Below are 21,437 nucleotides of genomic sequence, written 5' to 3'. Positions count from 1 at the left end.
CATATGACCGAATCGCAGCAATCGCCATTTTCCCCAAAAATCCAGCAGTTTCTAAACCACATAAGCGTGGAGCGCGGGCTTTCTCCAAAAACCGTTGAAGCTTACGAGTCGGATCTTACAAAATACACGAACTGGCTGCGCGAAGCCCGAAAAATCAACGATGTTAGCAAAATCACGCAACTAGATATTGAAGAATACGTGCGCGCAATGGCATCACAAGCAATGGCATCACAAAACTTAGGGCCTCGCACGATTGCGCGGCGAATCGCAAGCATCCACGAGTGGAACAAATTCATGCTTTCCAACGCGCAAATCGCAAGCGACCCTTCTGCAGAAGTCAAAGCGCCAAAGCAAGCGGAGCATCTTCCAGACGTACTAAGTATTAGCGAAGTGGAGCGCGTAATCGATGCGGCTGGCGGCTTTGGTAGTACGGATGCCGTCTCTTTGCGAGACCGTGCGCTTGTGGAATTTTTGTACGCGACTGGCGCGCGCGTGAGCGAGGCGGTTGGCTTAAAATTCGAGGACATTGATTTGGCAGAATCAGTTGTGCGGCTTAGTGGCAAGGGGCAAAAGCAGAGACTTGTACCGATTGGAAAGTGCGCGGTTCGTGCGTTGCGCGATTATTTAGATAAAGCTAGGCCGATTCTTGCAAGTCGCGCGCAAAAGTCGCAAGCAACCGCAAAGTCGCGACTCAACTCATCCTTAAACTCATCGTCAAAATCCGCAAATTCTCACGTGATTTTCCTAAATAAACGTGGAAAATCACTGTCTCGCCAATCCGCGTGGGAGGCGATTTCGCGTGCGGGCAAAATGGCTAAAATTGGCAAAGAATTGCATCCTCACACGCTTCGACATTCATTTGCAACGCATTTGATTTCAGGAGGCGCCGATGTTCGCACTGTGCAGGAGCTGCTTGGTCATGCGTCCGTTACAACAACGCAAATTTATACGCATATAAGCCCAGATGCGCTTATGGAGGCGTATGTTATGAGTCATCCGCGCGCGAGGTAGCTACACGTAGACGCGCAAATCCACTGAACATACCTTTTGATAAACTGGAGCGTATGCCTACTGATTTACTTGGACGCGAATATGAGACTTTCCGCGCGCCAGATGCGCTTACAACGCACGGTCCTGCGCGCATTATTGCTATGTGTAACCAGAAGGGTGGCGTTGGTAAAACTACCAGCTCCATCAATATCGCTGGTGCGCTGAGTCAATACGGTAGGCGAGTTTTAATTGTTGACTTCGATCCGCAAGGCGCTGCAACGGTGGGGCTTGGGATTAATGCGAACGCGCTTGATAACACGGTTTATACGGCGCTTTTTGATTCTTCTGTAGACGTGCACGATGTGATTCGCCACACTGCCACCGAAAACATTGATGTTATGCCTGCAAACATTGATCTTTCTGCTGCAGAGGTGCAGCTTGTTACAGAAGTTGGTCGCGAGCAGATTTTGGCTGGCGTGTTGCGCAAAGTTCGTAACGAATACGACGTTATTATTATTGACTGCCAGCCTTCGCTTGGCTTGCTCACTGTAAACGCGCTTACGGCGGCGGATGGTGTGATTATTCCTGTTGCTGCGGAGTTCTTTGCGCTTAGAGGTGTGGCGCTGCTTATGCAGTCGATTGAAAAAGTGCAGCACAGAATTAACCCAGATTTGCAAGTGTTTGGTGTGCTCGTTACTATGTTTACGCGTACTTTGCACAGCGAAGAGGTTTTGCAAAGGATTTACGAGGCTTTCCAGGGGCGCGTGTTGCATTCTGTTATTTCGCGTTCGATTAAGCTGCCAGATTCCACTGTTGCGGCGGTTCCGATTACGATTTTTGCTCCTGAGCATAAGACTGCTAAGGAGTATCGAGAGGTTGCGCGCGAGCTGATTTCCAACGGCGTTGTTGAATAGCGCTACGACCTGCCTTTTCGCGCTGCTGTGGGCGCGCGTATACGCGTTACATTTGTCTCGCGCGTGAGGTGTTTGTAACGTTTTTTGGCTTGGATTCGTTATATTTGTCTCGCGAGTTAGACATTTGTAACACTAGCGCGTATTAGCTGCGATGTTTGCGCTCGGGTATTGGCTTTAGTCTTACGATTGTGCGCGCGTCAATGAACATTTCTTGCTCTGGTCGGCTTCCGTTTGCTGCCGCGTCGCGCATAAGATGCAATGTGATTCCGTCCCAGCTGATTACGTGACCAATCGCGTCGTGGTATTCGATTTTTTGAGCGCTGCCGTCTGTTGCTTGTTCGCTGGCATCGCCTAATTGCGCAATTTTGTACGTTCGCACTACGATTCGCGCGCCAACTGGTATAAATTCTGGCAGAATCTGCCGTCTAATTAAGCTGCTCGTAGTGTTGCCTCCGTGTTGTTTGTGTCTTTGCGTTATTTATCGTCGTAGTGGCCTTTGCAAGCATAAATTATAATCGTGTCATCTGTAAACGAGTATACGATTCTATCTTTATCGCTTACTCGTCTACTCCAACAACCAGAATAGTTTCCTTTAAGTGGTTCGGGTTTACCTTTTCCGTCGATTGGATTCCGCATAATCTCTTTAATAATATTGTTAAGCTTTTTACGAGTTTTATTATCGCTTTCCCAATAGAGATAGTCACTCCAAGCGTCTGGAGTCCAAGCAATTTTTCTCACTGTTTGAATCCTAAGGTTTAATCTAATCCATGATTAAATTGTGCTCTTCGAGCTTTATGGTGCCATTTTTAACGCCATCAATCTGCGATTTCAAATATGCTTGATTTGACGGCGAGTAAAATGGGTCAAGCGAAAAATCTAACGGTATTCTCTTTTCGCGACCAATCGTTTTGATAAACACGTTCAGCGCGGCGCTCATAGAGATTCCGAGTTCTTTGCAAACTCGTTCTGCGTTGAGTTTGTCTTCTTTCTTTGCGCGAAAGTTTACGTTTACTATGTCTGTTGTTACTGTAGTCATCTTGGTTCCTGCTCTTATGTTTTAGTGTAGAATTTTATACTTTTGCATAAATGTATACGATAATTATATATGATGTAACGTAAATGTCATTAATTATGCAAGCAATTGTTGATGATTTTAGTGCGCTACGAATTGCCTTTTCGCGCTACGCTTTAAGCGCTCAGGCAGGTCGGAGCGCATGCATATTCTCAGGCGATTATCAGATTTATAACAAAATTACGAGTAGAATAAGAACCGTGATACTTGATCGTCATAATCGTTTAAATTTGGCCGAACTTTACGCCAGCTTGCAAGGAGCGGGGGATGGTGAATCGCCAGCAACCGCTGCGCCAGAGGCGCAAAAGTCGCCAGCAACCGCTGACGAAAAGTCCGCGCAAAAATCATCTATAAAAAGCGAAACGCCTCATCTTCCGCCCGATCAAATGGACGAATTCGTAAACATGATGCAAGTGTACGAAGGCGCGATGTACGAAATAAGCACGAAGCTGGAGATTTTGGACGGCGAGTTTCAGGTGCGATTTTCGCACAATCCCGTGCATCACATGGAGCGGCGACTAAAATCCGTGCACTCGATTTTTGAGAAGCTGCGCCGCAGAAACCTAAGCATATCAACGCGTTCGATTCGTGACAACCTGTTCGACGTGGCTGGAATCCGCGTGATTTGCAACTATCGCGACGACGTGTACGCGGTTGCGCAATATCTTTCTAAGCAAACGGATATTCAAGTTTTGCAGGTTAAGGATTATATTAAAAACCCAAAGCCGAATGGGTACCGCAGTTTGCATGTGATTTACGCTGTGCCAGTGTTTTTGTCGTCGGGTGCACATTACACGCCGGTGGAGGTGCAATTCCGTACAATCGCAATGGATTATTGGGCGAGTTTGGAGCACGCGTTGCGCTATAAGGCTGATTTGCCGGACGCAAAGTTGGCGGAGCATTCTAAGACGCTGCTTGAATGCGCGCAGAATTTGCAGGCAATTGAGGCGCAAATGCAAGGGATTCATCGCGATATTAATGGTGCGCCGCGCGTGGAGGATGCGCCTGAGTCGTAACAGCTAATGCGCGACGACCTGCCTTTTCGCTTAAAGCGTAGCGCGAAAAGGCAATTCGGAGCGCTGAGCCGCTTAAACGTAAAGTCCAGTGGACTTTACGTGCGGCGAAGACGTTCGCGCGCGTAGACCGCGCGAACGACGACCTACATCTCCGCTTTTTGTAGCACGACACACATAGTCGTACAAATGTACTATAATTAGATACTTAAGGATTTATAGGGCTTAATAAGGATTTAGGAGGAATTATGGGAGATTTTGGAAATTTTAACAGCAATTATGCTGGCAACTTTGCACAAAACCCAACAATTGTTGACGCGCAGGCTACTTATGTGCGTGAGCAGGCAGAGCGAGTGAGTGTGCGTCGAGTTTACGCAGAGATGACTGTTGGGCTAATTGTTACAACGCTTGTGGCAATGTTTACGCAAAGTACGGGTGCGCTTTACTCTTATTTGTATGCTACGGGTAGGTTCGGCTTCTTTGGCATTATTATTGCGCAAGTAGCGCTTGCTGTCATTCTTGGAATGCGAGTTATGAAAATGAGCGTTTTTGCTGCGCGTGCGATGTTCTATGCGTATGCTGCACTAACTGGATTTACGCTTAGTACGATTTTTACTGTGTTTAGTCTCGGCTCTATTGCAATGGTTTTGGCTTTAACTGCTGGATTCTTCCTGTGTCTTACAATGCTTGCGCTCACTACAAAAGTGAATATGCTTAAGGCTGGCCCGATTCTTATGGTGGCTTTGCTGGTGTTGTGCGTGAGCCAAGTAATTCTTATGTTTGTTGCTCCAAGTGCTGGAACAATGCGACTTATTGCTGCAATTGCTGTGCTGATTTTTGCAGGTCTTACGGCTTATGATGCGCAGAAGACTCGTGCGATTTTTGAAGCGTATGCTGATCAGCCAGAAATGATTAAGCGTGTTTCGATTATTTGCGCATTTAATCTTTATTTGGACTTCATCAACATGTTTGTCTACTTACTGGAGTTGCTGGGAAATAGGCGCGACTAGATACGAGTGTGCGCATTTTCCTAGGGATTATGGTAGGCTATTCGCTTGTGTGATTGATGCGCATATTGCGTAGTTAACACACATGGATGGGTGTCCGAGCGGTCTAAGGAGACGGTCTTGAAAACCGTTGTAGGGAAACCTACCGCGAGTTCGAATCTCGCCTCATCCGCGAACGGGGTTTCTAGCCAATCGCTAGAAGCCCTTTTTCATGTCGAAAACCCTTGATATATCAACGTTTTTGTATTGTTTTTGTGTGTTTTTATATATTTTCGGGAAACTGGATTAGATAGAACGATAGTTACGCTCTTGAGACTTGATGGAGTCAAGCACGAATCGAGCGCCACTTCGATTCTCCTGGCTGCTTACAAAATCTTGCGGAGAATAAGGCGCCGCGCTGTTGAACATCTCCTCGTATTGCGAAACGCTTAATTGCGTGCGATTGTTTAGCGACTTTAAGTGCTGATTAGAAAACAGCGCGCTACGCCAGTCTGGAACAAGTGTTGCGCTAAAGAATTCTGCTACAGCGCCAGAACCGTATGAGAACAAGCCGATTTTTTGGCCTGGGAGTAAGGGAGACAGGCATGTCTGCGATTCGTTTGTGCGCGTTGCAGAAGATAAGTCGCAAGCAACCGTCGATGAATCGCAAGAATTCCTAAAATAATCGTAATCAAGTAAAGAAATTAATCCTAAATAGAGTGAACCAGTGTAAATATTGCCGATTCGGCGACTATATTGTGTGCTGTCTTGGTATCGAGCAAGAAGATGTTCGCGTGTATCGCCCGTAAGAGACGCGCCCGAATTTTCCTCCAACCCAGCTTGAAGCGCCTTAAGCCCCATTTTTGTGTATGGAAGATGGAAGCAAATCGCCTCAAAATCGTTGAAATTGCAGTCGTTTTCCGCGCTGTACCGCTGCCACACGTCGCAGAACATGCGAATGTATTGCTCGGTTGAAAACTTTCCGCGCGCCAAAGCTGTGCTTTGATATACGGGTCGCCAAAAATCTTGGATTTCCGCCGATTTTACAACGCTGTCGTCGTTGATTTGCAACACGTGCGGATTCTCGCTTACAAGCATCGCCACAGCACCAGCGCCTTGCGTCACCTCGCCAGGAGTTCCCACGCCGTAGCGCGCAATGTCTGCAGCAATCACCAAAACTTGCGCGCTAGGATGCGTCAAAACGTAGTCACGAGCCATCATAAGCGCCGCAGTTCCGCCATAACATGCCTCTTTTACTTCAACGCAGCGCACCCACGGACTGAGATCCAACAGTCGGTGAATGTAGAGCGCACTGGATTTGCTGGCATCGACGCCGCTTTCTGTGCCAACAATCACCATTTTGAGGCGGCTGTTATCGATGTACGGCAGCAGCGGCAGCGCAGCTTGAGCGCCAAGTGTTACGATATCTTGATGATTTGGCGGCACCGCTTGCTGGCTTTGACCGATTCCGATCGTGAATTTGTTCGGGTCTATTCCGCGCGCGATCGCCAGATCTTTCATGCTTAGATAGCAATTTGGAGTTGCGAAAGTTATGCGGTCGATTCCGACTTTTGGCGTGTTTTTTGAAGTATTGCTCATGGTTTCCTATTTTTTTTTTAAGGGCGATTTTAGTGGTGTAAATTTTACGGCGCGGTTGCTGGCGACTTATCCCAAACAGAAGAAAGTCGTAGTTAACCGAGTAACACGTGTAATTATTATTGTAAACTCTAAGTATTTTTGTCTTTTCGTAAATTATCAAGAATCATCCTTGCAGAATTCGTGTTCAAATCTGAACGCTTTTCGTTTAGAAGCGCGTGCACAACCTTCTGAATTTCGTTTCCATGTGCGCCAGATGCGATAGCGATGTTTGCGGCTTGAAGTCGCATGTGACCAGCTTGGATTCCAGGACCTGCGAGTGCGCGAAGGGCTGCCAGGTTTTGTACGAGTCCAACGGCGGCAAGAATGTTACGGAAATCATTGGCGTTTTCGACTTCAGCAACTTGCAGCGCGACTTTTGACATTGGAAGTGAGGAGATTGCGCCACCTACTGTGCCGATTTGCAATGGGATTTCGATACGACCGTAAAGGATTTGACCTGAATTTTGCAAGGTCCATGTTGAAAGAGGCATGTAACGACCGGATTTTGTTGCCCATTCGTGTGCTGCTGCTTGTAATGCGCGTGTGTCGTTGCCAGATGCGAGTGCTGCTGCCACTATTCCGTTTAGGATTCCTTTGTTGTGGGTTGCAGCGCGCTCCGCGTCTACGGTGGCTAGGGAGCTTAAGGCGGCGATGCGGCGCGCAAGGCGCATGCCGTCGGCATCTCCAGCCGCGGCTGTTTTTGCGCTAGGCACAAGCGCTTCTACGGGTATGCGCACTTCGGCGACTGTTGCTGCGCGGCTGGAGTTGGCAAGAATTGCCACTAGCGCCTTGCGCCCCACCCAGCTTTCCAGCTGGGTTTTCACGGCTTCGCCAATGGTGTTTGCTATGTTTGCTCCCATTGCGTCGCACGCGTTTATGTCTAGTGTTAGTTTGGCGAAGCCGTCCAATGTCGCCGCCTGCGCGCGTTCTAATCCGCCGCCGCGTTGGTATATTGATGGGTGTGCGGAGCGCGCAACCTCACTAATCGTCGTGCGTTTTGACTCGTCGCGCATTATTTCGTCTAGTTTTTTGGCTACACTTCCGTCTTTGTCTTCAAACACGATTTGTGTACTCGTAACGTAATGTGCGCTGTGTGCCACAACGCCATTTTCTAGGCTTTTTGCTGCGATTTTTGCACCGTTGCATGCAGCAGCGATTACGGATGGCTCTTCTGTAGCCATCAGCACGTTTCGCGTTACTCCGTTTACTTTTAGTCCGCGCACAACGCCTACTGGCAGGCTGAATCGCCCGATTTGATTTTCGATCATGCTGTTCGCAACGCTTGCAGGAATGTTTGTTTCGCTGCTTTGTGCGAGCTGTTCGAGCAGCAGTTGCGCGCAATCCTCGCTAAGCGCGCCTTCTGATTCCAGAGTTTTTATGCGCTGTTCTACGCTTAATTCTCGAAAAGCTGCCATGTTTCTCCATTTTTTTTTGCGCTATTTTCACGATTTTCACTTTTGCAATGTTGCTTTGACGCTATTGACGCTATTTTCAAGCAGCCAGCAACAGACGAATCGCCATCAACAGCAAAGTCGCCAGAAGTACTGCAATATTCGCCAGTAAACTCGCGTATCGCAACGCTACTACTACGGACGACTACGACTACTACTACAACTACGACGACGAAGACTACTACTACTTTCGCATCCTAACTTGCATGCTCACTCCAATTCCGCCTCCCACGCACAGAGCTGCAACACCGTTTTGCATGTGATTGTCTCTAAGTGCGTAAAGAAGTGTTGTCAAAATTCTGGCTCCACTAGCGCCCAAAGGATGTCCGAGAGCGATTGCTCCGCCTCTTATGTTCAGTTTGCTTTCGTTAATGTTCAGCTGCTGGCATACCGCTATGCTTTGTGCGGCAAACGCTTCGTTAATCTCAAAAAGGTCAATGTTTTCAACGGTGTAGCCCGTGTTTTTTAGCATGCGTTCCATAACGTGTTTTGGCGCGTATCCCATAAGATCTGGGCTGATTCCGCCTTCTGCAAATCCCACGATTTCTGCCAAATAGTCGATTTCGTGCTCGATTGCGTAGTCTTTGCTCATCAAGACGAGTGCTGCGGCGCCATCGTTGATGCCACTCGCGTTTCCAGCGGTTACAGTAGGCGAGTGTTTTGCGCTAAAATTCGCCTCGCGAGTTTCATTCGCCTCGCGCACATCAAAATCCGCTTTAAACAACGTTTTAAGCTTAGCAAGCTGCTCCATAGACGTGTTGGCTCGCGGATGTTCATCGCGGTTAATCACAGTTCCGTCATAAAGCTGCACTGGCGTAATTTCTGCGTCAAAATCGCCATTATTTTGTGCAAAAACAGCTTTTTGGTGAGATTTTAATGCGAAAGCGTCTTGCTGCTCGCGCGATATTCCAAATTTTGCAGCCACGTTTTCCGCGGTAACTCCCATTTCTTTGCCAGTAAAAGCGTCACAAAGACCGTCTTTTTTTAGTCCATCAACCAGTGCGCTGTTGCCGTAGCGAAGTCCACCAAATCGCACGTTTTGTGCATAAAAAGGCACGTTGCTCATGCTTTCCGTGCCGCCAGCAACTACAATCTGTGCGTCGCCCATGCAAATCGCCGTCTGCGCGAGTCGTATGGCTTTAAGACCAGATCCGCAAACTTCGTTGATTGTCATTGCACAACTTGACTCATCAAGCCCCGAGCTAAGGGCGATTTGGCGCGCAACGTTTTGACCGCTGCCTGCTTGAAGCACGTTGCCAAAAATCGCTTGATCTACAGATTTTGGACTGATTTTTGCGCGTTCGATTGCGGCTTTTGCTGCGATTGTTCCTAACTCAACCGATGTGAGCGATTTTAATGCGCCTCCGAATTTTCCTATCGGTGTGCGCGCTGCGCTTACAATCACAACATCACTCATACGTTTAGCCGCCTAATCAGTTGAAACTAGCCTATCTAGCCTATTGAAAGTATCATGCTGAAAACACTAACCGAACTACTTTATCGTATTTTTACGCAAAATTGCGATTTGTGAAGAATTATGCTTAATTTTTTCACAATTTGCGCACAATCACATTGACTAGTCTATTTGCGGAAGGTGATTGACCCATCGTTAGGATCCATTGCGTCCACAATCGCAAGCGAATCCAAATCATACCCAGCTTCGCGCAATGCATCTCCGCCGCCTTGGAAGCCTTTTTCAATTGCAATACCGATGCCAGCAACTGTGGCTCCAGCGTGGTGGCAAATGTCAATCAACCCTTGTAAAGCTTTGCCATTAGCCAAAAAATCGTCCAAAATTAAAACACGGTCGTCTGCGTTTAAATACTTTCTAGACACAATCACTGGGAACTCGCGCTGCTTTGTGAACGAGAATACGGTAGACACGTATTGGTCTCCGTCTAGATTGATCGATTGCGCTTTCTTTGCAAAAACCACTGGAACGTTTCCGAAATGACGAGCCGCAACGCACGCGATTCCGATTCCCGAAGACTCAATTGTTAGAATTTTGTTTATTTGTGAATTTTTAAAATGCTCCGCCCAAGCTGCGCCCATTGCGTCAAAAAGCGCGCAATCGCACTGGTGGTTAAGGAATGCGTCAACTTTCAAAACATTTCCCGGCTTAACAATGCCTTCTTTTTGGATGCGTTCTTCAAGTTCTTGCACGATTATTCCTTTCAAATTGCGCCGTATTTTGCGTATGTAGCGTGTATTTGTATAGCTTACCCCCCGCTTTGACTCACTTAGTGCGTTACTCTTTAAGCTCGAAGGTATGTCGTATAGCACGAGTTTGTTTCTTTCCCCGAGTTTGTTTCTTTCCCCCTGCATTTGTTTACATTTCGACCCAAAAAGGGAACAAACGCGGGAATAGCGCGACTAATCGTCGATTCGCAAAACGCTGCGATTGTGTTTAGCTGGTGTTCGTTAAAATTGGTTAGAGTTTAATTTTTGCGATTTGAAACACAGGAGCGAGGGGCTTTTGAGCAAGTACGGTTATGATTTTGATTTGTTTGGCAATCCAGAAGATGACAGCGAGCAGAGTAATGCGCTTATTAATAAAGATATGACGAGCGAAGTTTCTGCTTCTACGGTTGCTGGCGACTTTTCCGTGCAATCTTCAAATTCCGTACAATCTTCCCAAACAGCTCAATCTTCTTCCGCTGCCCAATACGCTCAAACATCCGCACAATCTTCCGACCTACCCGAAATCAATCCACAATCACTCTTAGAAGGTCTAAATCCTCAGCAATATAAGGCTGTTCAATACGAGGGGCCCGCGCTTTTAATCGGTGCAGGTGCAGGCAGTGGCAAAACGCGTGTTCTTACGCGTCGAATTGCTTGGATTTTGGCTAATCGCAAGGCGTGGCCGAGTCAGATTCTTGCAATCACGTTTACTAACAAGGCTGCAGCTGAGATGCGTGAGCGTCTTGCGAACCTAATTGGCAATAATGCAAACAGCATGTGGGTTTCCACTTTCCATTCTGCTTGCGTTAAGATTCTTCGCGCTCATGGTGATTCAATCGGCTTAAAATCGGGCTTTTCTATCTACGATTCTTCGGATTGTGAGCGTCTTGTCAAAATAATCGAATCTGAATTGAATATCGACATTAAAAAGTTTACGCCTAAACTTTTATTGTCTAAGATATCTGATTTTAAAAATAATTTGGTTACTTGGCAGGAAAATCTTAAAAATTGTGCTCCAGATTATAAGCTAGGCGCGTCTGTATCTGGTGCATCTAGCTTTAATGCTGCTGGCAATGCTGATGCGCTTTACGCTGCTGTTTACGCGGAGTATCAAAATAGGCTTAACGTGTCGAATGCTGTTGATTTTGACGATTTGATTATGTTAACGGTTAGGCTTTTGCGCCAAAATCCGCAAGTTAGTGCGTATTATAGACGAAAGTTCCGCTACATTTTGGTTGACGAGTATCAGGATACTAATCACGCGCAATACGTGTTGATTCGTGAGCTTGCAGGTGTGGATGATGCAGGTGTGGATGATTATTCCGCAGATTTACCAGATTCATCAGTTTCACCAGATTCCACTCAACTTCCGCAGTCTTCAATCACGGTTGTTGGTGATTCAGACCAGTCGATTTATGCTTTCCGCGGTGCAGATATTCGCAATATTCAAGACTTTGAGCAGGATTTTCCAAACGCTACAACAATTATGTTGGAGCAGAATTATCGCTCTACGCAAACCATTTTGGATGCTGCAAATGCTGTAATCTCCAACAACGCTAATCGAAAGCCTAAAAAGTTGTGGACTTCTTTAGGTAAAGGTTCGCCGATTATTGGTTATGTTGCTGATAATGCGCAAGGTGAGGCTTCTTGGGTTGCTCAAGAAATCGCGCGTTTGCGTGGCGAAGATGGCATAAACTACTCGGATATTGCGATTATGTATCGCGCAAATTCGCAATCTCGTAGCTTGGAAGATGCGCTTATTAAGTCAGGTTTACCGTATCAGCTTGTTGGCGGAACTAAGTTCTATGAACGTCGCGAAGTCAAAGATGCGCTTGCTTACTTGCAATCTATTGCAAATCCTGATGACGATGTCAATATGCGCCGCATTTTAAACGTTCCAAAGCGTGGTCTTGGAGCACGTGCTGAGTCGCAGATTACGTCTTATGCAAAAGAAAATTCTATAAGTTTTTGGTCTACTCTTAATCAGATAGATAAGATTGCAGAACAAATTGGTATTTCATCTCGAACTTTTAATGCGCTTAAGAGTTTTAGGGATCTTATGACTTCGCTTATCGACTTTATGGAAGCTAACGATTCCAAGCCTTCTAAGGTTGTAGAGAACGTGCTTAATCAAAGCGGATTGTTGCAGGATTTGCGAGAGTCTAAGGACCCTCAAGACGAATTTAGAGTAGATAATTTGTCTCAATTGCAATCGGTTGCAGCTGAATATGAACAGAATACGCCTGATGCTAATGTTGCTGGTTTTTTGGAGACTACGGCTTTAGTTGCAGATTCGGATCAGCTTCCAGACCAGGGCGAAGATACTGGAAAAGTTACGCTTATGACACTTCATACAGCTAAAGGTTTGGAATATCCTGTTGTGTTTTTGACTGGAATGGAGCAGGGCACTTTCCCTCATTCGCGTTGTGTTGACAATCAAAAGGAGCTTTGCGAGGAGCGTCGTCTTGCATACGTTGGTATAACTCGCGCTAAGAAGATTTTGTATGTCACTTGGGCGGCTGAGAGATCACAATGGGGCAAGTCTGCGGAAATGATTCAAAGCCAGTTTTTGGACGAGATTCCTGCGGATTTGATTTCTTGGAAGCGCACTGAGGCATCTGTTATGCGAGCTGGGCTTAGGGGAGCGGGTAGTGATTTTGACCGCGATTTTGACAGTGACTTTGGAAGCGATGGCGGTTGGGACGATGATTCGTACACCACTTACGGCGGATCGAGTTACAGAAAATCGCATTATGGCAAGTCTTATGGTTCAAAGTCTTATGGCTCTAATTCATATGGCAATTCATATGGTTCAAAGTCTGGAAAAGTCACCACTCGAATCGCCAGAAAATCTAGTGCATCCTACCAGTATCAATCATCCACATCAAATTTGCAGTCATCTTCATCATCATTGTCTTACAAAAAACAGAGTTTGCAAGAAAAGGACAATCACTTAAACATCAATGATTTCCACGAAGGTGACAAAATTTCTCACGACACTTACGGTCTTGGAACTGTTCTTAAAACGCAAGACAAGGGAAGAAACTCAATTATTACAGTTGACTTTGGTTCGGATGGTGTAAAAAGACTTATGTTAAGAGTTGCACCGATTGAGAAATTGTAAAATTGTAATTTTTTTCGTTTTATAAATGTTGCACTTAAAATAATGCAATCTTACTGAAGATTACTTTAAAATATCAATTGTAATATTGTTATAACTAGTGCGTGATTATATACACTAAAACAAAATATTCAAGACTTGTTTTCTATTAAGCTATACGAAAAAATATAAAAGTAGGAAAAATATAAAAGTAAACGAAACCGCAAATGTTGTAAGATTCGTGACTCAAGAGGAAGTTGATTAAGCTCTTAAGCATTGCGATTGTATTTATAAACGAGATTTTAAAAGGCGTGGCGCTTACAAACGTGAGTGCCGTAAAGCGTGTTGCGTTAAAAAGCAACACTAAAAATAATAACTAGATTTAATGAGGTATTTATTATGAAGAACAAATTATTCGCATCGCTTCATGCAATTATTTTTGGAATTCTTATTGCTATAGCGCCATTGACATTTGCAAAACCATGCTCAACTGGAGGCATGCACAAAATGGCTAAAATGTCTAAAATGCCTATGATGATGCAACCTATGGCATGCTACTACACCAGCCGCGTGGCTATTGGAATTGGCGTAGTTATTGCAATTCTAGGTATTATTGCGCTATTTGTTAAAGAACACGTTCGCGCTGGCTTAAATATTGCTGTAATCATTAACTCTCTGTTTATGATCGCTACTACAACGTTCCTTATTGGTGTTTGCAAAAGCCCGATGATGCATTGCACATCTGTTATGCGCCCAACGTTAATTGTGCTATCTGTGCTCGCATTAGTGTTTGCATCTGTTAGCGTGTATCTTGACACTAAGTCTGCTTGCTAGTGCGCATCTAAGTAATTTACTATGCACACTATTACATTAAAGCGATTGCCGCTAGAAAACCTAAAGCAAAAGCCGCTTAGAACCGCCGCGTTAATCGTGGTTTCCGCATGCTTAGCTGCAGTGTTTTTTGGCGGCTCGCTAATCTCACTTAATCTTTCTAATGGTTTAAGTAGTATGCGCGCTCGTCTTGGCGCGGATATTATGGTTATTCCGCAAAACACTTACAATCGCGCGGAAGCGTTGCTAACTAATGGCGGATCTAGCACGTTTTACTTTACAAACAATATTGAGGATTTTGTACGAAAGTCAAAAGGCGTTGAAAAAGCAAGCGTACAGACTTACATATCTTCTCTATCGGCTGGATGCTGTGCGGAAAAGTTGCAAATCATAGGTTTTGACCCTACTAGTGACTTTGTAATCGCTCCATGGATTTATTCACAGCACAAAAGCGAGCTTAAAAAAGGTCAGATGATTGCGGGCGCAAATGTGCTTGTGTCTTACCAAAACACAGTTCGCTTGTATGGGCATGAATGGCCGATTGTTGCGCAACTTGCTAAAACAGGCACTAGCTTAGACAACTCAGTGTTTGTAAACAGAGATACGATTCCAGCGGTTGTTAAATATTCGTCGAAAGTTGGACACACTGCGATTCCTGCAAAATATGCACGCAAGGCTGTTAGTGCGGTTCTTGTAAAAGTGCGTAAGGGTTTTAGTGCGCAAAACGTTGCGGAAAATATTCGTAAAACTAGCGGAATTAAAAGTCTTGGAATGGTGTTTCCAGGAGGAATTACCGAGCAGACTAAAAAGAGTTTAGAAGTGCTAAACAAGGCGATTTTTCTTGGCATTCTTGCGTTTTGGCTTGTGGGAATGCTGATTCTTGTGTGCGTTTTTGCATCTTCTACTTCGGAGCGCAAAAGAGAATTTGCTTCTCTTAGGATTTTGGGCGCCAATAAGAGCATGCTTCTAAAGATGGTCGCGCGTGAATCGTCGGCGATTGGTTTTTGTGGAGGCGTGATTGGCGTTGCTTTTGCTTCGCTTATTTTGTTCCCATATAATGTTGTTATTTCTCAACAGTTGCAATTGCCGTACTTGGAGTCGAATGTTTGGTTTGTGTGCGCGCTTGCGGCAGTTTCCGTAGCGTTTTCGCTCGCTAGTGTTTTGGTAACTTCTGCGATTATTGTGGGGCGAATCGCAAGCAGGGAAGCGTATTTGACTTTAAGAGATGGCGAATAAAATGGCGAATAAAGTTGTTAGTAACGATTTAGTAGTAAATCTTAAAAACGTCACTCGCGAATTTAAACGCAAAAATAGGAAGTTTATCGCTGTAGACAATGTCGATTTTTCGCTTAAAGCTGGCGACTTTGTGGCGATTATGGGCAAATCTGGCAATGGAAAGTCTACTCTTTTAAACATGATTGCAGGACTTCTAAAGCCGACGCGTGGAAACGTTACTATTTTTGAATATGATATTTCGTCTCCTTCTGTAAGCGACGAGCAAATTTCTGCGATTCGCGCAAAAAACATTGGTTTTGTTACGCAATCGCAGACACTGCTTGCTAATTTGAATGTGTTAAATAATGTTATTCTACCCGTTAAGATTGCTGATTCCTCTTCTAGGCGGGTAGACGATTCAGCGGAAAAATTTGAGCCAGAAGATTGTACGAATGTGGCTTCTCGAGCTATAAATTTGCTTAAGCGTCTTAATGTTGACGATCTTGCGCATTGTTATCCGCGTGAGCTTTCTGGCGGAGAAATGAGACGCGTTATGATTGCGCGCTCTTTGATTAACAACCCGCGTTTGCTGCTGTTAGATGAGCCTACGGGCGATTTGGATTCGCAAAACACTCAAACTGTGGTGTCTCTGCTGCGCGATTGTGTTGCTTCTGGCGCGGCTGTTTTAGTCGTTACTCACGATGAATCTGTTGCTGCAAGCGCTAACAGTGTTTACACAATGGATTCTGGCGTACTTCGTGCACTCTGTGACTGAGCTTTGTTGCGCGAGCGCGAGTATCTACGGTGTGGAGTAGCATAAGGAACGATGCCTATTTTCGTAGGCATTATCTGGAGCCTTAGCCCATCAGTGGGTCGGCGCGTAAGAATTATGGCGTTATTTCAGCGTTTTAATGCTTTCGCGTTCGTGTGTTAGCACGAAGAAGCACTGGAGAGGCCGGCTCAGCGTGAATAATCATAAATGTTTGGTTCACGTTCCGTTCAGATAACGACAGAATAAAGGATTAGTAATGACTAATATTCAGCGTTCTCGCCGTCAGGTGCGTCTTTCTCGCGCCCTCGGCATCGCTTTGACCCCAAAGGCTCAGCGTATTTTCGAGAAGCGTCCATATGCTCCAGGTGAGCACGGCCGCACTCGTCGTCGTACCGAGTCCGATTACGCAGTACGTCTTCGCGAGAAGCAGCGTCTTCGCGCTCAGTACGGTCTTTCCGAGAAGCAGCTTCGTGCAGCTTACGAAAAGGGTACGCACACTGCAGGTCAGACTGGTGACGCAATGCTCACCGATTTGGAAACCCGTCTTGACGCTTTGGTTTTGCGCGCAGGTTTTGCTCGCACAACCGCTCAGGCTCGCCAGTTTGTTGTGCATCGTCACATCTTGGTAGATGGCAATCTTGTTGATCGCCCATCCTACCGTGTTAAGCCAGGCCAGACCATTCAGGTTCGCGCTAAGAGCCAGACAATGGTGCCATTCCAGATGGCTGCTGAAGGCGTTCATCGTGACGTTTTGCCAGCAGTTCCTGGTTACCTCGATGTGAATCTTGCCTCTTTGAAGGCTACTTTGACTCGTAAGCCGGAAGTCGATCAGATTCCAGTTGAAGTCAACATCCAGTACGTCGTCGAGTACTACGCTCGCTAAATTCTGGATTTCATTCTTAAGGACATACCGCTTGACCCCTGCTGTGCATTGCATAGTGGGGGTCAATGCGTTGTGGCGGCGATTTTTGCTGTAATTTGCCCGTGTTTGTTTACGTATTGGGTCAAATGGTAAACAAAAGCAGGAACACTTGCCCGTGTTTGTTCCCTTTTTTGGTGTTTTGGTAAACAAAAGCAGGAACGATTGCCCGTGTTTGTTTACGTATTGGGTCAAATGGTAAACAAAAGCAGGAAGTTATAGCGTGTTTGCATCAAAAGCAGTCTGAATTATGCTAAAAGATAGTGATATGTTGTGATGTATTAACTTTTGTTTGGGATTAGTCGCCAGCAACCGCACATTTTATAACAAAACAGTTTAATAAAAAAACAAAATCACATATAATTATTCACAATAATATTCGTTATATTACAAAATATAACATTCTGCGAGTGTTGAATCAGAAAATATATAATAGATAACTAAGCGTCTATTAAGCGTTGTAAGTAAGAAGATACAAGAATAAGAAGTTATACGAAAATAAAAGAAGATAAAGAAGAATAAAGAGACGATGGAGTCAAAGATGTCTCAAATTAGCAGTGAAGAAGATGCGCAAGCGGTGCAAGAAGCACAGCAATATATGAATGCGCACAACGCACAGTATGCAGAAGATGCAGAAGATGTAAGAGACGCAAAAGACGTGCTAAACAATAACATTTTTGAAGGGGATGATTTTGTGGAAAAGCCTAAAAAAGTTGCAGGACTTCACAATATTCCAACAACAGCTGGTTTCGCTGGTCCTGGCGGTGGATTTGAAGGTGGCGCTGCAGCAGGATTTGAGATTGACGAAGATGGCACTACGCATAAGAAGGCAGATGAGCGTCAAGTTGAAAAAAGCTTGGAAGACACAGATGCTTTTGATGCAATAGACATTAATGTAATTCGCGCTAGGAACAAGGCTGGCGGCGCAAACGACTCGGTTATTAACAAGATAACCAGCACGGGTGTTGGAGATTCTTCGCTGAGTAGTCTTGTAGCTCAAGCAGAAGAAGAGGCGGCTGAAAACGTGCAGTCTGCGCAATCTACTACGCATTCGGAATCATACCAAGGATTACAGTCGCCAATGCGCTCTTCGCTAGGCGATAATGCCTTCTACCAAACGCAACAAATTCCGACTGTTCAAACTCCTATTCGAGATTTCGGTGGAGAGTATCCGTATAAGTTGTATCGCCCAGGAACTTACGCACGTGAGCATATTCGTATTACGGCAACAAAGCTTTCCGACGGTCGCGACTTTTTCTACATCGACGACAATCCAGAATATGTTAGCGGACACAAAACAAGGGAACTGATTGACCCTAGAAAGTTGGCGTATCGCTTTACTTCTCATTTTGATAGCGAAGGTAATGAGGTTCCTAGCGAAGTTCCACAGATGCGTCAGGATCCGCTTACAGGAGATTGGATTCCTATGTCTAGGCTGTGGGCAAAACGACCAGCCCCCATTCTTAGAGAGAGTTCAAATAGTGATAGCTTAAATAGCGATAGTGAGCAGCAATCAAGAATCGACCCATTCGCTGGTAGAAAGCCAGAATCTGAGTATCAAGATGGCGAGATTCCAGACGAAGACTACGACGTTGTTGTTTTTGAAAACCGCTATCCAGCTATGGCTCAGGTTGCAGGAGTGCCAAACACAACAACCTACGTTGACGGCAATCCGTTATGGAAGCAGGCTCCTGCAGCTGGTCGTTGTGAGGTGATTTGCTTTAGTTCCAACGAAAACATGCTTCCAGCTAATCTTTCTGTTTTGCGTATGCGAACGATTGTTGAAGCTTGGGCGTTTAGAACCGCGGAAATTAGCCAAATTGATGGCATTAAGCAGATTTATCCTTTTGAAAATCACGGCAGCCAAATTGGTGTGACTTTGAATCATCCTCACGGTCAGATTTATGCTTATCCGTTTATTGCTCCTAGGTTGGAGCAGGAGTTGCGTCACACAGAGGCTTATTTTGAGCGTACTGGCAGTAATCTTCTTAAGGATTTGATGAATTCGGAGATTGAGGCTAAAAAGCGTGTGATTATGCATAATCATAGTTGGGTTGCGTATGTTCCAGCTGCTGCTCGATGGCCACTCGAGGTTCATGTTGCTCCTGTTCGTGATGTTCTTACTTTGGATCAGCTTGATGACCAAGAGCGTTGGGATTTGGCACAAATTTATATAACACTTCTTAGACGTGCTAATAAATTCTTTGGTTTTAATGGCGACTCTGGTGCTAAATCGTTTGCAGGTTCGGCTGCTTTCAACTTATCTTCGGGTATGAGTGCTGCAAATTCTAGCGAATTTGTTGACTTGCCTTATGTTGCAGCATGGCATCAGGCTCCTGTACATGATTCTCGTCGTGCGCATTATCGTCTTAATTTACAATTCTTCTCGTTTATGCGAGATGCTAACAAAATCAAGTATTTGGCTGGATCGGAAGCTGGGATGGCATCTTGGATTTCTGATACAACGCCAGAGCTGATTGCAAGTAGGTTCCAAGAATTAGGCGATGTTGATTTGGATTAGTCTGACCTGTATTAGTCTTACTTGTATTAGTCTGATTAAACAATAACAAAGTCAATTTGTGTGAAGCACTGTGTGAAGCACTATACGAAGCATTGTTTAAAGCACTGTATGAAGCATTGCATAAAACATTGTGTAAAACAATTTATTAAAAGTGAGATGATTAAGTTATGTTGCTGCATCTTTATTTAGTTCGTCATGGTCAAACCATGTTTAATTGCTACAATCGTCTTCAAGGCTGGTCAAATTCTCCTCTTACCGATAAAGGACTTGCAGACGCAGATCGTGCAGCAGAAAAATTAGCGAATGTCATTTTTGCTGCAGCATATTGCTCAGATACAACTCGTGCGCAAATCACTGCTGAGCGTATTTTAAGCGAAAACGAAAAACACACTCATGCTCTACCACAACTCATAAGCGATATGCATTTTCGTGAGCAATGCTACGGATATTTTGAAGGACAAGACATGAATATGGCTTGGTGGGCGGCAGGTGCGCCTCATGGTGCTAAAACATATAACGAAATCGTTGAAAAGTTTGGGCTTTCGGCTACTCGCGACATGCTTAAAGAGGCGGACCCGTTCCATGATGCTGAGTCGGATATTGAGTATTGGAAGCGTGTTGAGGGCGGTTTTAAAATAATCGCCAGCAATCCAGTGTTAAAAGATGGGGATAGTGTTTTGCAAATATCTCACGGGAACACGCTTTTAAGTCTTATGCATCGTTTTGCGCCTGCTGGCTACGATTTGAGCGAGCGTCCGCAAAATGGTAGTGTGACTCGTTTAGATTTTGACATTTCTAAGCCACTTGATCAGGCTATAACCATTAAGGGTTACAACGAGTAGATCGTACTGTAAATCTACTTTTATATATTGATATATTAGTGTTGATATATTAAGAAAGATATGTGTTAGTGGTTTACTCGAAGAGTCTTGACTCTTCGTTAATCTTTTAAATACATTGCGTGGGTTGGTCGCGCGTAAAAACAGCAGGAAAGAGGTTACGATGAGCGTTGGAGACATAGCCGCTCTGATTGCCGCGATTTCGTTTGCGGTTCTTTCTGGTTTTATGATTTATCCTCTGATTAGGTTGGGTAAGATGTTTAATCAGATTGCTCAAACCGTTAAGGAATCAGGTGAACATGCTTTGCCTGCTATTGATGAGTCTGTTACTACGGTAAAGCAAGTAAACAAAACCTTAGAAGATGTTAATGCTGTTACGGATGCTGCTCGCACCACTGCGACTAATGTTGGTGCTCTTACAGATTTGTATGGTGCTTTTCTTGGAAAACCTATTATTAAGATTGCTGCAGCTGGATATGCTCTTAAGGACACTATTAACGCATTCTTCAATAAGCCTACAGTTCCAACAGATTTTTCAGAATCTTCTGCGCGCCACGCAGCTAATTCTGGTGAGTCTAGTGAGTCTAAGGGGGAGTGATGTTTAAGCGTTTATTCTGGCTTTGCATAGGAATAGTAATAGGCGTGATGTCTGTTACTAAGGCTCGCGCTTATATTAAAGGAAAATTCCCAGAAAGTGTTGGAGATTTTTTCTTTGATAAAGATCCGAAGAATTTTACTTTAACCACGATTTTGTCTTTATTTAAGGATTTTAATTCCAGCAGAAAAACTCACGAGTCGCAGCTTAATACTAAGTATGCTAATAAGTATGCTAAATAAAATAAGCTTGCTAATGAGTCTTGAAAGTTTTTTATAACTAAAGTTTTTATAGGTAAAGTTTTATAATCAAAATTGGTCTTGCAGATTAATCATTCTGCGACTCGCGCCTTAAAGCATGATGGTATGATATTCTTTTGTGCCGCCCTGTTGCATGGCGT

21 protein-coding genes and 1 tRNA gene are annotated in these 21,437 nt (G+C 44.8%); 15 read left to right on the top strand and 7 right to left on the bottom strand.

The annotated features are described in order from the left end of the window. The first annotated feature begins 3 nt into the window (after positions 1 to 3). Positions 4 to 1,011: a site-specific tyrosine recombinase gene (locus ABVC65_RS00290; RefSeq protein WP_353582305.1), complete on the top strand. Its 1,008-nt coding sequence runs from the start codon at positions 4 to 6 to the stop codon at positions 1,009 to 1,011. Between the two features lie 53 nt (positions 1,012 to 1,064). Continuing rightward, a complete protein-coding gene (locus ABVC65_RS00285; protein WP_004113420.1) occupies positions 1,065 to 1,904 on the top strand; it encodes a ParA family protein in 840 nt (279 codons plus the stop codon). 142 nt (positions 1,905 to 2,046) lie between these two features. On the opposite strand, the gene ABVC65_RS00280 is transcribed toward ABVC65_RS00285, so the two are convergent. The 3 genes from ABVC65_RS00280 to ABVC65_RS00270 all read right to left on the bottom strand — a co-directional run bounded on the left by ABVC65_RS00280 (position 2,047) and on the right by ABVC65_RS00270 (position 2,940). After that, positions 2,047 to 2,307: a DUF6725 family protein gene (locus ABVC65_RS00280; protein WP_353582903.1), complete on the bottom strand. Its 261-nt coding sequence runs from the start codon at positions 2,305 to 2,307 to the stop codon at positions 2,047 to 2,049. A gap of 71 nt (positions 2,308 to 2,378) precedes the next feature. Then, the gene (locus ABVC65_RS00275; protein ID WP_004121095.1) at positions 2,379 to 2,642 is read right to left on the bottom strand and encodes a Txe/YoeB family addiction module toxin; all 264 of its coding nucleotides are present in this window, start codon (positions 2,640 to 2,642) and stop codon (positions 2,379 to 2,381) included. A gap of 22 nt (positions 2,643 to 2,664) precedes the next feature. After that, on the bottom strand, positions 2,665 to 2,940 hold the full coding sequence (locus ABVC65_RS00270; protein WP_004121092.1) for a type II toxin-antitoxin system RelB/DinJ family antitoxin: 276 nt from the start codon (positions 2,938 to 2,940) through the stop codon (positions 2,665 to 2,667). Between the two features lie 236 nt (positions 2,941 to 3,176). On the opposite strand from ABVC65_RS00270, the gene ABVC65_RS00265 reads away from it, so the two are divergent. The 3 genes from ABVC65_RS00265 (at position 3,177) to ABVC65_RS00255 (ending at position 5,168) form a co-directional block, all read left to right on the top strand. After that, entirely contained in the window at positions 3,177 to 3,992 is an 816-nt protein-coding gene (locus tag ABVC65_RS00265; protein WP_353582902.1) for a GTP pyrophosphokinase, read from the top strand. A gap of 245 nt (positions 3,993 to 4,237) precedes the next feature. Then, positions 4,238 to 4,999: a Bax inhibitor-1/YccA family protein gene (locus ABVC65_RS00260; RefSeq protein WP_020761134.1), complete on the top strand. Its 762-nt coding sequence runs from the start codon at positions 4,238 to 4,240 to the stop codon at positions 4,997 to 4,999. 84 nt (positions 5,000 to 5,083) lie between these two features. Beyond that, a tRNA-Ser gene (locus ABVC65_RS00255) sits at positions 5,084 to 5,168 on the top strand. A gap of 113 nt (positions 5,169 to 5,281) precedes the next feature. Here the strand turns inward: ABVC65_RS00255 and ABVC65_RS00250 are convergent. Then, the gene (locus ABVC65_RS00250) at positions 5,282 to 6,574 is read right to left on the bottom strand and encodes a hydroxymethylglutaryl-CoA synthase (RefSeq protein WP_353582304.1); all 1,293 of its coding nucleotides are present in this window, start codon (positions 6,572 to 6,574) and stop codon (positions 5,282 to 5,284) included. Between the two features lie 128 nt (positions 6,575 to 6,702). Continuing rightward, a complete protein-coding gene (locus ABVC65_RS00245) occupies positions 6,703 to 8,028 on the bottom strand; it encodes a hydroxymethylglutaryl-CoA reductase, degradative (RefSeq protein WP_353582303.1) in 1,326 nt (441 codons plus the stop codon). 42 nt (positions 8,029 to 8,070) lie between these two features. Between ABVC65_RS00245 and ABVC65_RS00240 the strand changes: the two genes are divergently transcribed. Next, a complete protein-coding gene (locus ABVC65_RS00240; protein ID WP_353582302.1) occupies positions 8,071 to 8,265 on the top strand; it encodes a hypothetical protein in 195 nt (64 codons plus the stop codon). Here the strand turns inward: ABVC65_RS00240 and ABVC65_RS00235 are convergent. Together ABVC65_RS00235 and ABVC65_RS00230 are read right to left on the bottom strand one after the other, a co-directional pair. Beyond that, positions 8,249 to 9,481, bottom strand: coding sequence for a thiolase family protein (locus ABVC65_RS00235; RefSeq protein WP_353582301.1), 1,233 nt, complete (start codon positions 9,479 to 9,481; stop codon positions 8,249 to 8,251). The two genes, ABVC65_RS00240 and ABVC65_RS00235, sit on opposite strands and share 17 nt — an antisense overlap. Positions 9,482 to 9,645: 164 nt before the next feature. Then, positions 9,646 to 10,227: a xanthine phosphoribosyltransferase gene (locus ABVC65_RS00230; protein WP_353582300.1), complete on the bottom strand. Its 582-nt coding sequence runs from the start codon at positions 10,225 to 10,227 to the stop codon at positions 9,646 to 9,648. 313 nt (positions 10,228 to 10,540) lie between these two features. On the opposite strand from ABVC65_RS00230, the gene ABVC65_RS00225 reads away from it, so the two are divergent. The 9 genes from ABVC65_RS00225 (at position 10,541) to ABVC65_RS00185 (ending at position 21,279) form a co-directional block, all read left to right on the top strand. Continuing rightward, positions 10,541 to 13,369 (top strand): ATP-dependent helicase, encoded by a 2,829-nt coding sequence (locus tag ABVC65_RS00225; RefSeq protein WP_004121078.1) that lies wholly within the window; start codon positions 10,541 to 10,543, stop codon positions 13,367 to 13,369. Positions 13,370 to 13,744: 375 nt separating this feature from the next. Continuing rightward, entirely contained in the window at positions 13,745 to 14,179 is a 435-nt protein-coding gene (locus ABVC65_RS00220; protein WP_016828767.1) for a DUF4418 family protein, read from the top strand. A gap of 21 nt (positions 14,180 to 14,200) precedes the next feature. Continuing rightward, positions 14,201 to 15,412: an ABC transporter permease gene (locus ABVC65_RS00215; RefSeq protein WP_353582299.1), complete on the top strand. Its 1,212-nt coding sequence runs from the start codon at positions 14,201 to 14,203 to the stop codon at positions 15,410 to 15,412. Next, positions 15,402 to 16,166: an ATP-binding cassette domain-containing protein gene (locus ABVC65_RS00210; protein WP_019261391.1), complete on the top strand. Its 765-nt coding sequence runs from the start codon at positions 15,402 to 15,404 to the stop codon at positions 16,164 to 16,166. Before ABVC65_RS00215 ends, ABVC65_RS00210 begins: the two co-directional genes overlap by 11 nt. A gap of 253 nt (positions 16,167 to 16,419) precedes the next feature. Continuing rightward, complete coding sequence (rpsD, locus tag ABVC65_RS00205; protein ID WP_004113375.1) at positions 16,420 to 17,046, top strand: 30S ribosomal protein S4; 627 nt, start codon at positions 16,420 to 16,422, stop codon at positions 17,044 to 17,046. 1,162 nt (positions 17,047 to 18,208) lie between these two features. Continuing rightward, positions 18,209 to 19,603, top strand: a complete 1,395-nt coding sequence (gene galT / locus ABVC65_RS00200; RefSeq protein WP_419185116.1) for a galactose-1-phosphate uridylyltransferase — start codon at positions 18,209 to 18,211, stop codon at positions 19,601 to 19,603. 167 nt (positions 19,604 to 19,770) lie between these two features. Then, a complete protein-coding gene (locus ABVC65_RS00195; protein WP_353582297.1) occupies positions 19,771 to 20,445 on the top strand; it encodes a histidine phosphatase family protein in 675 nt (224 codons plus the stop codon). A 160-nt stretch (positions 20,446 to 20,605) separates the two neighbouring features. Beyond that, the gene (locus tag ABVC65_RS00190; RefSeq protein ID WP_004113368.1) at positions 20,606 to 21,040 is read left to right on the top strand and encodes a DUF948 domain-containing protein; all 435 of its coding nucleotides are present in this window, start codon (positions 20,606 to 20,608) and stop codon (positions 21,038 to 21,040) included. Beyond that, positions 21,040 to 21,279: a hypothetical protein gene (locus ABVC65_RS00185; protein ID WP_353582296.1), complete on the top strand. Its 240-nt coding sequence runs from the start codon at positions 21,040 to 21,042 to the stop codon at positions 21,277 to 21,279. The genes ABVC65_RS00190 and ABVC65_RS00185 overlap by 1 nt, the downstream gene beginning before the upstream one ends. Positions 21,280 to 21,437 lie beyond the last annotated feature (158 nt).

It is taken from the genome of Gardnerella vaginalis, from assembly GCF_040427915.1.
GTDB classification, from domain to species: Bacteria; Actinomycetota; Actinomycetes; order Actinomycetales; family Bifidobacteriaceae; genus Bifidobacterium; species Bifidobacterium vaginale_C.
The sequence above is the reverse complement of the archived record's forward strand: the minus strand, read 5'-3'. Positions and strand labels throughout refer to the sequence as shown.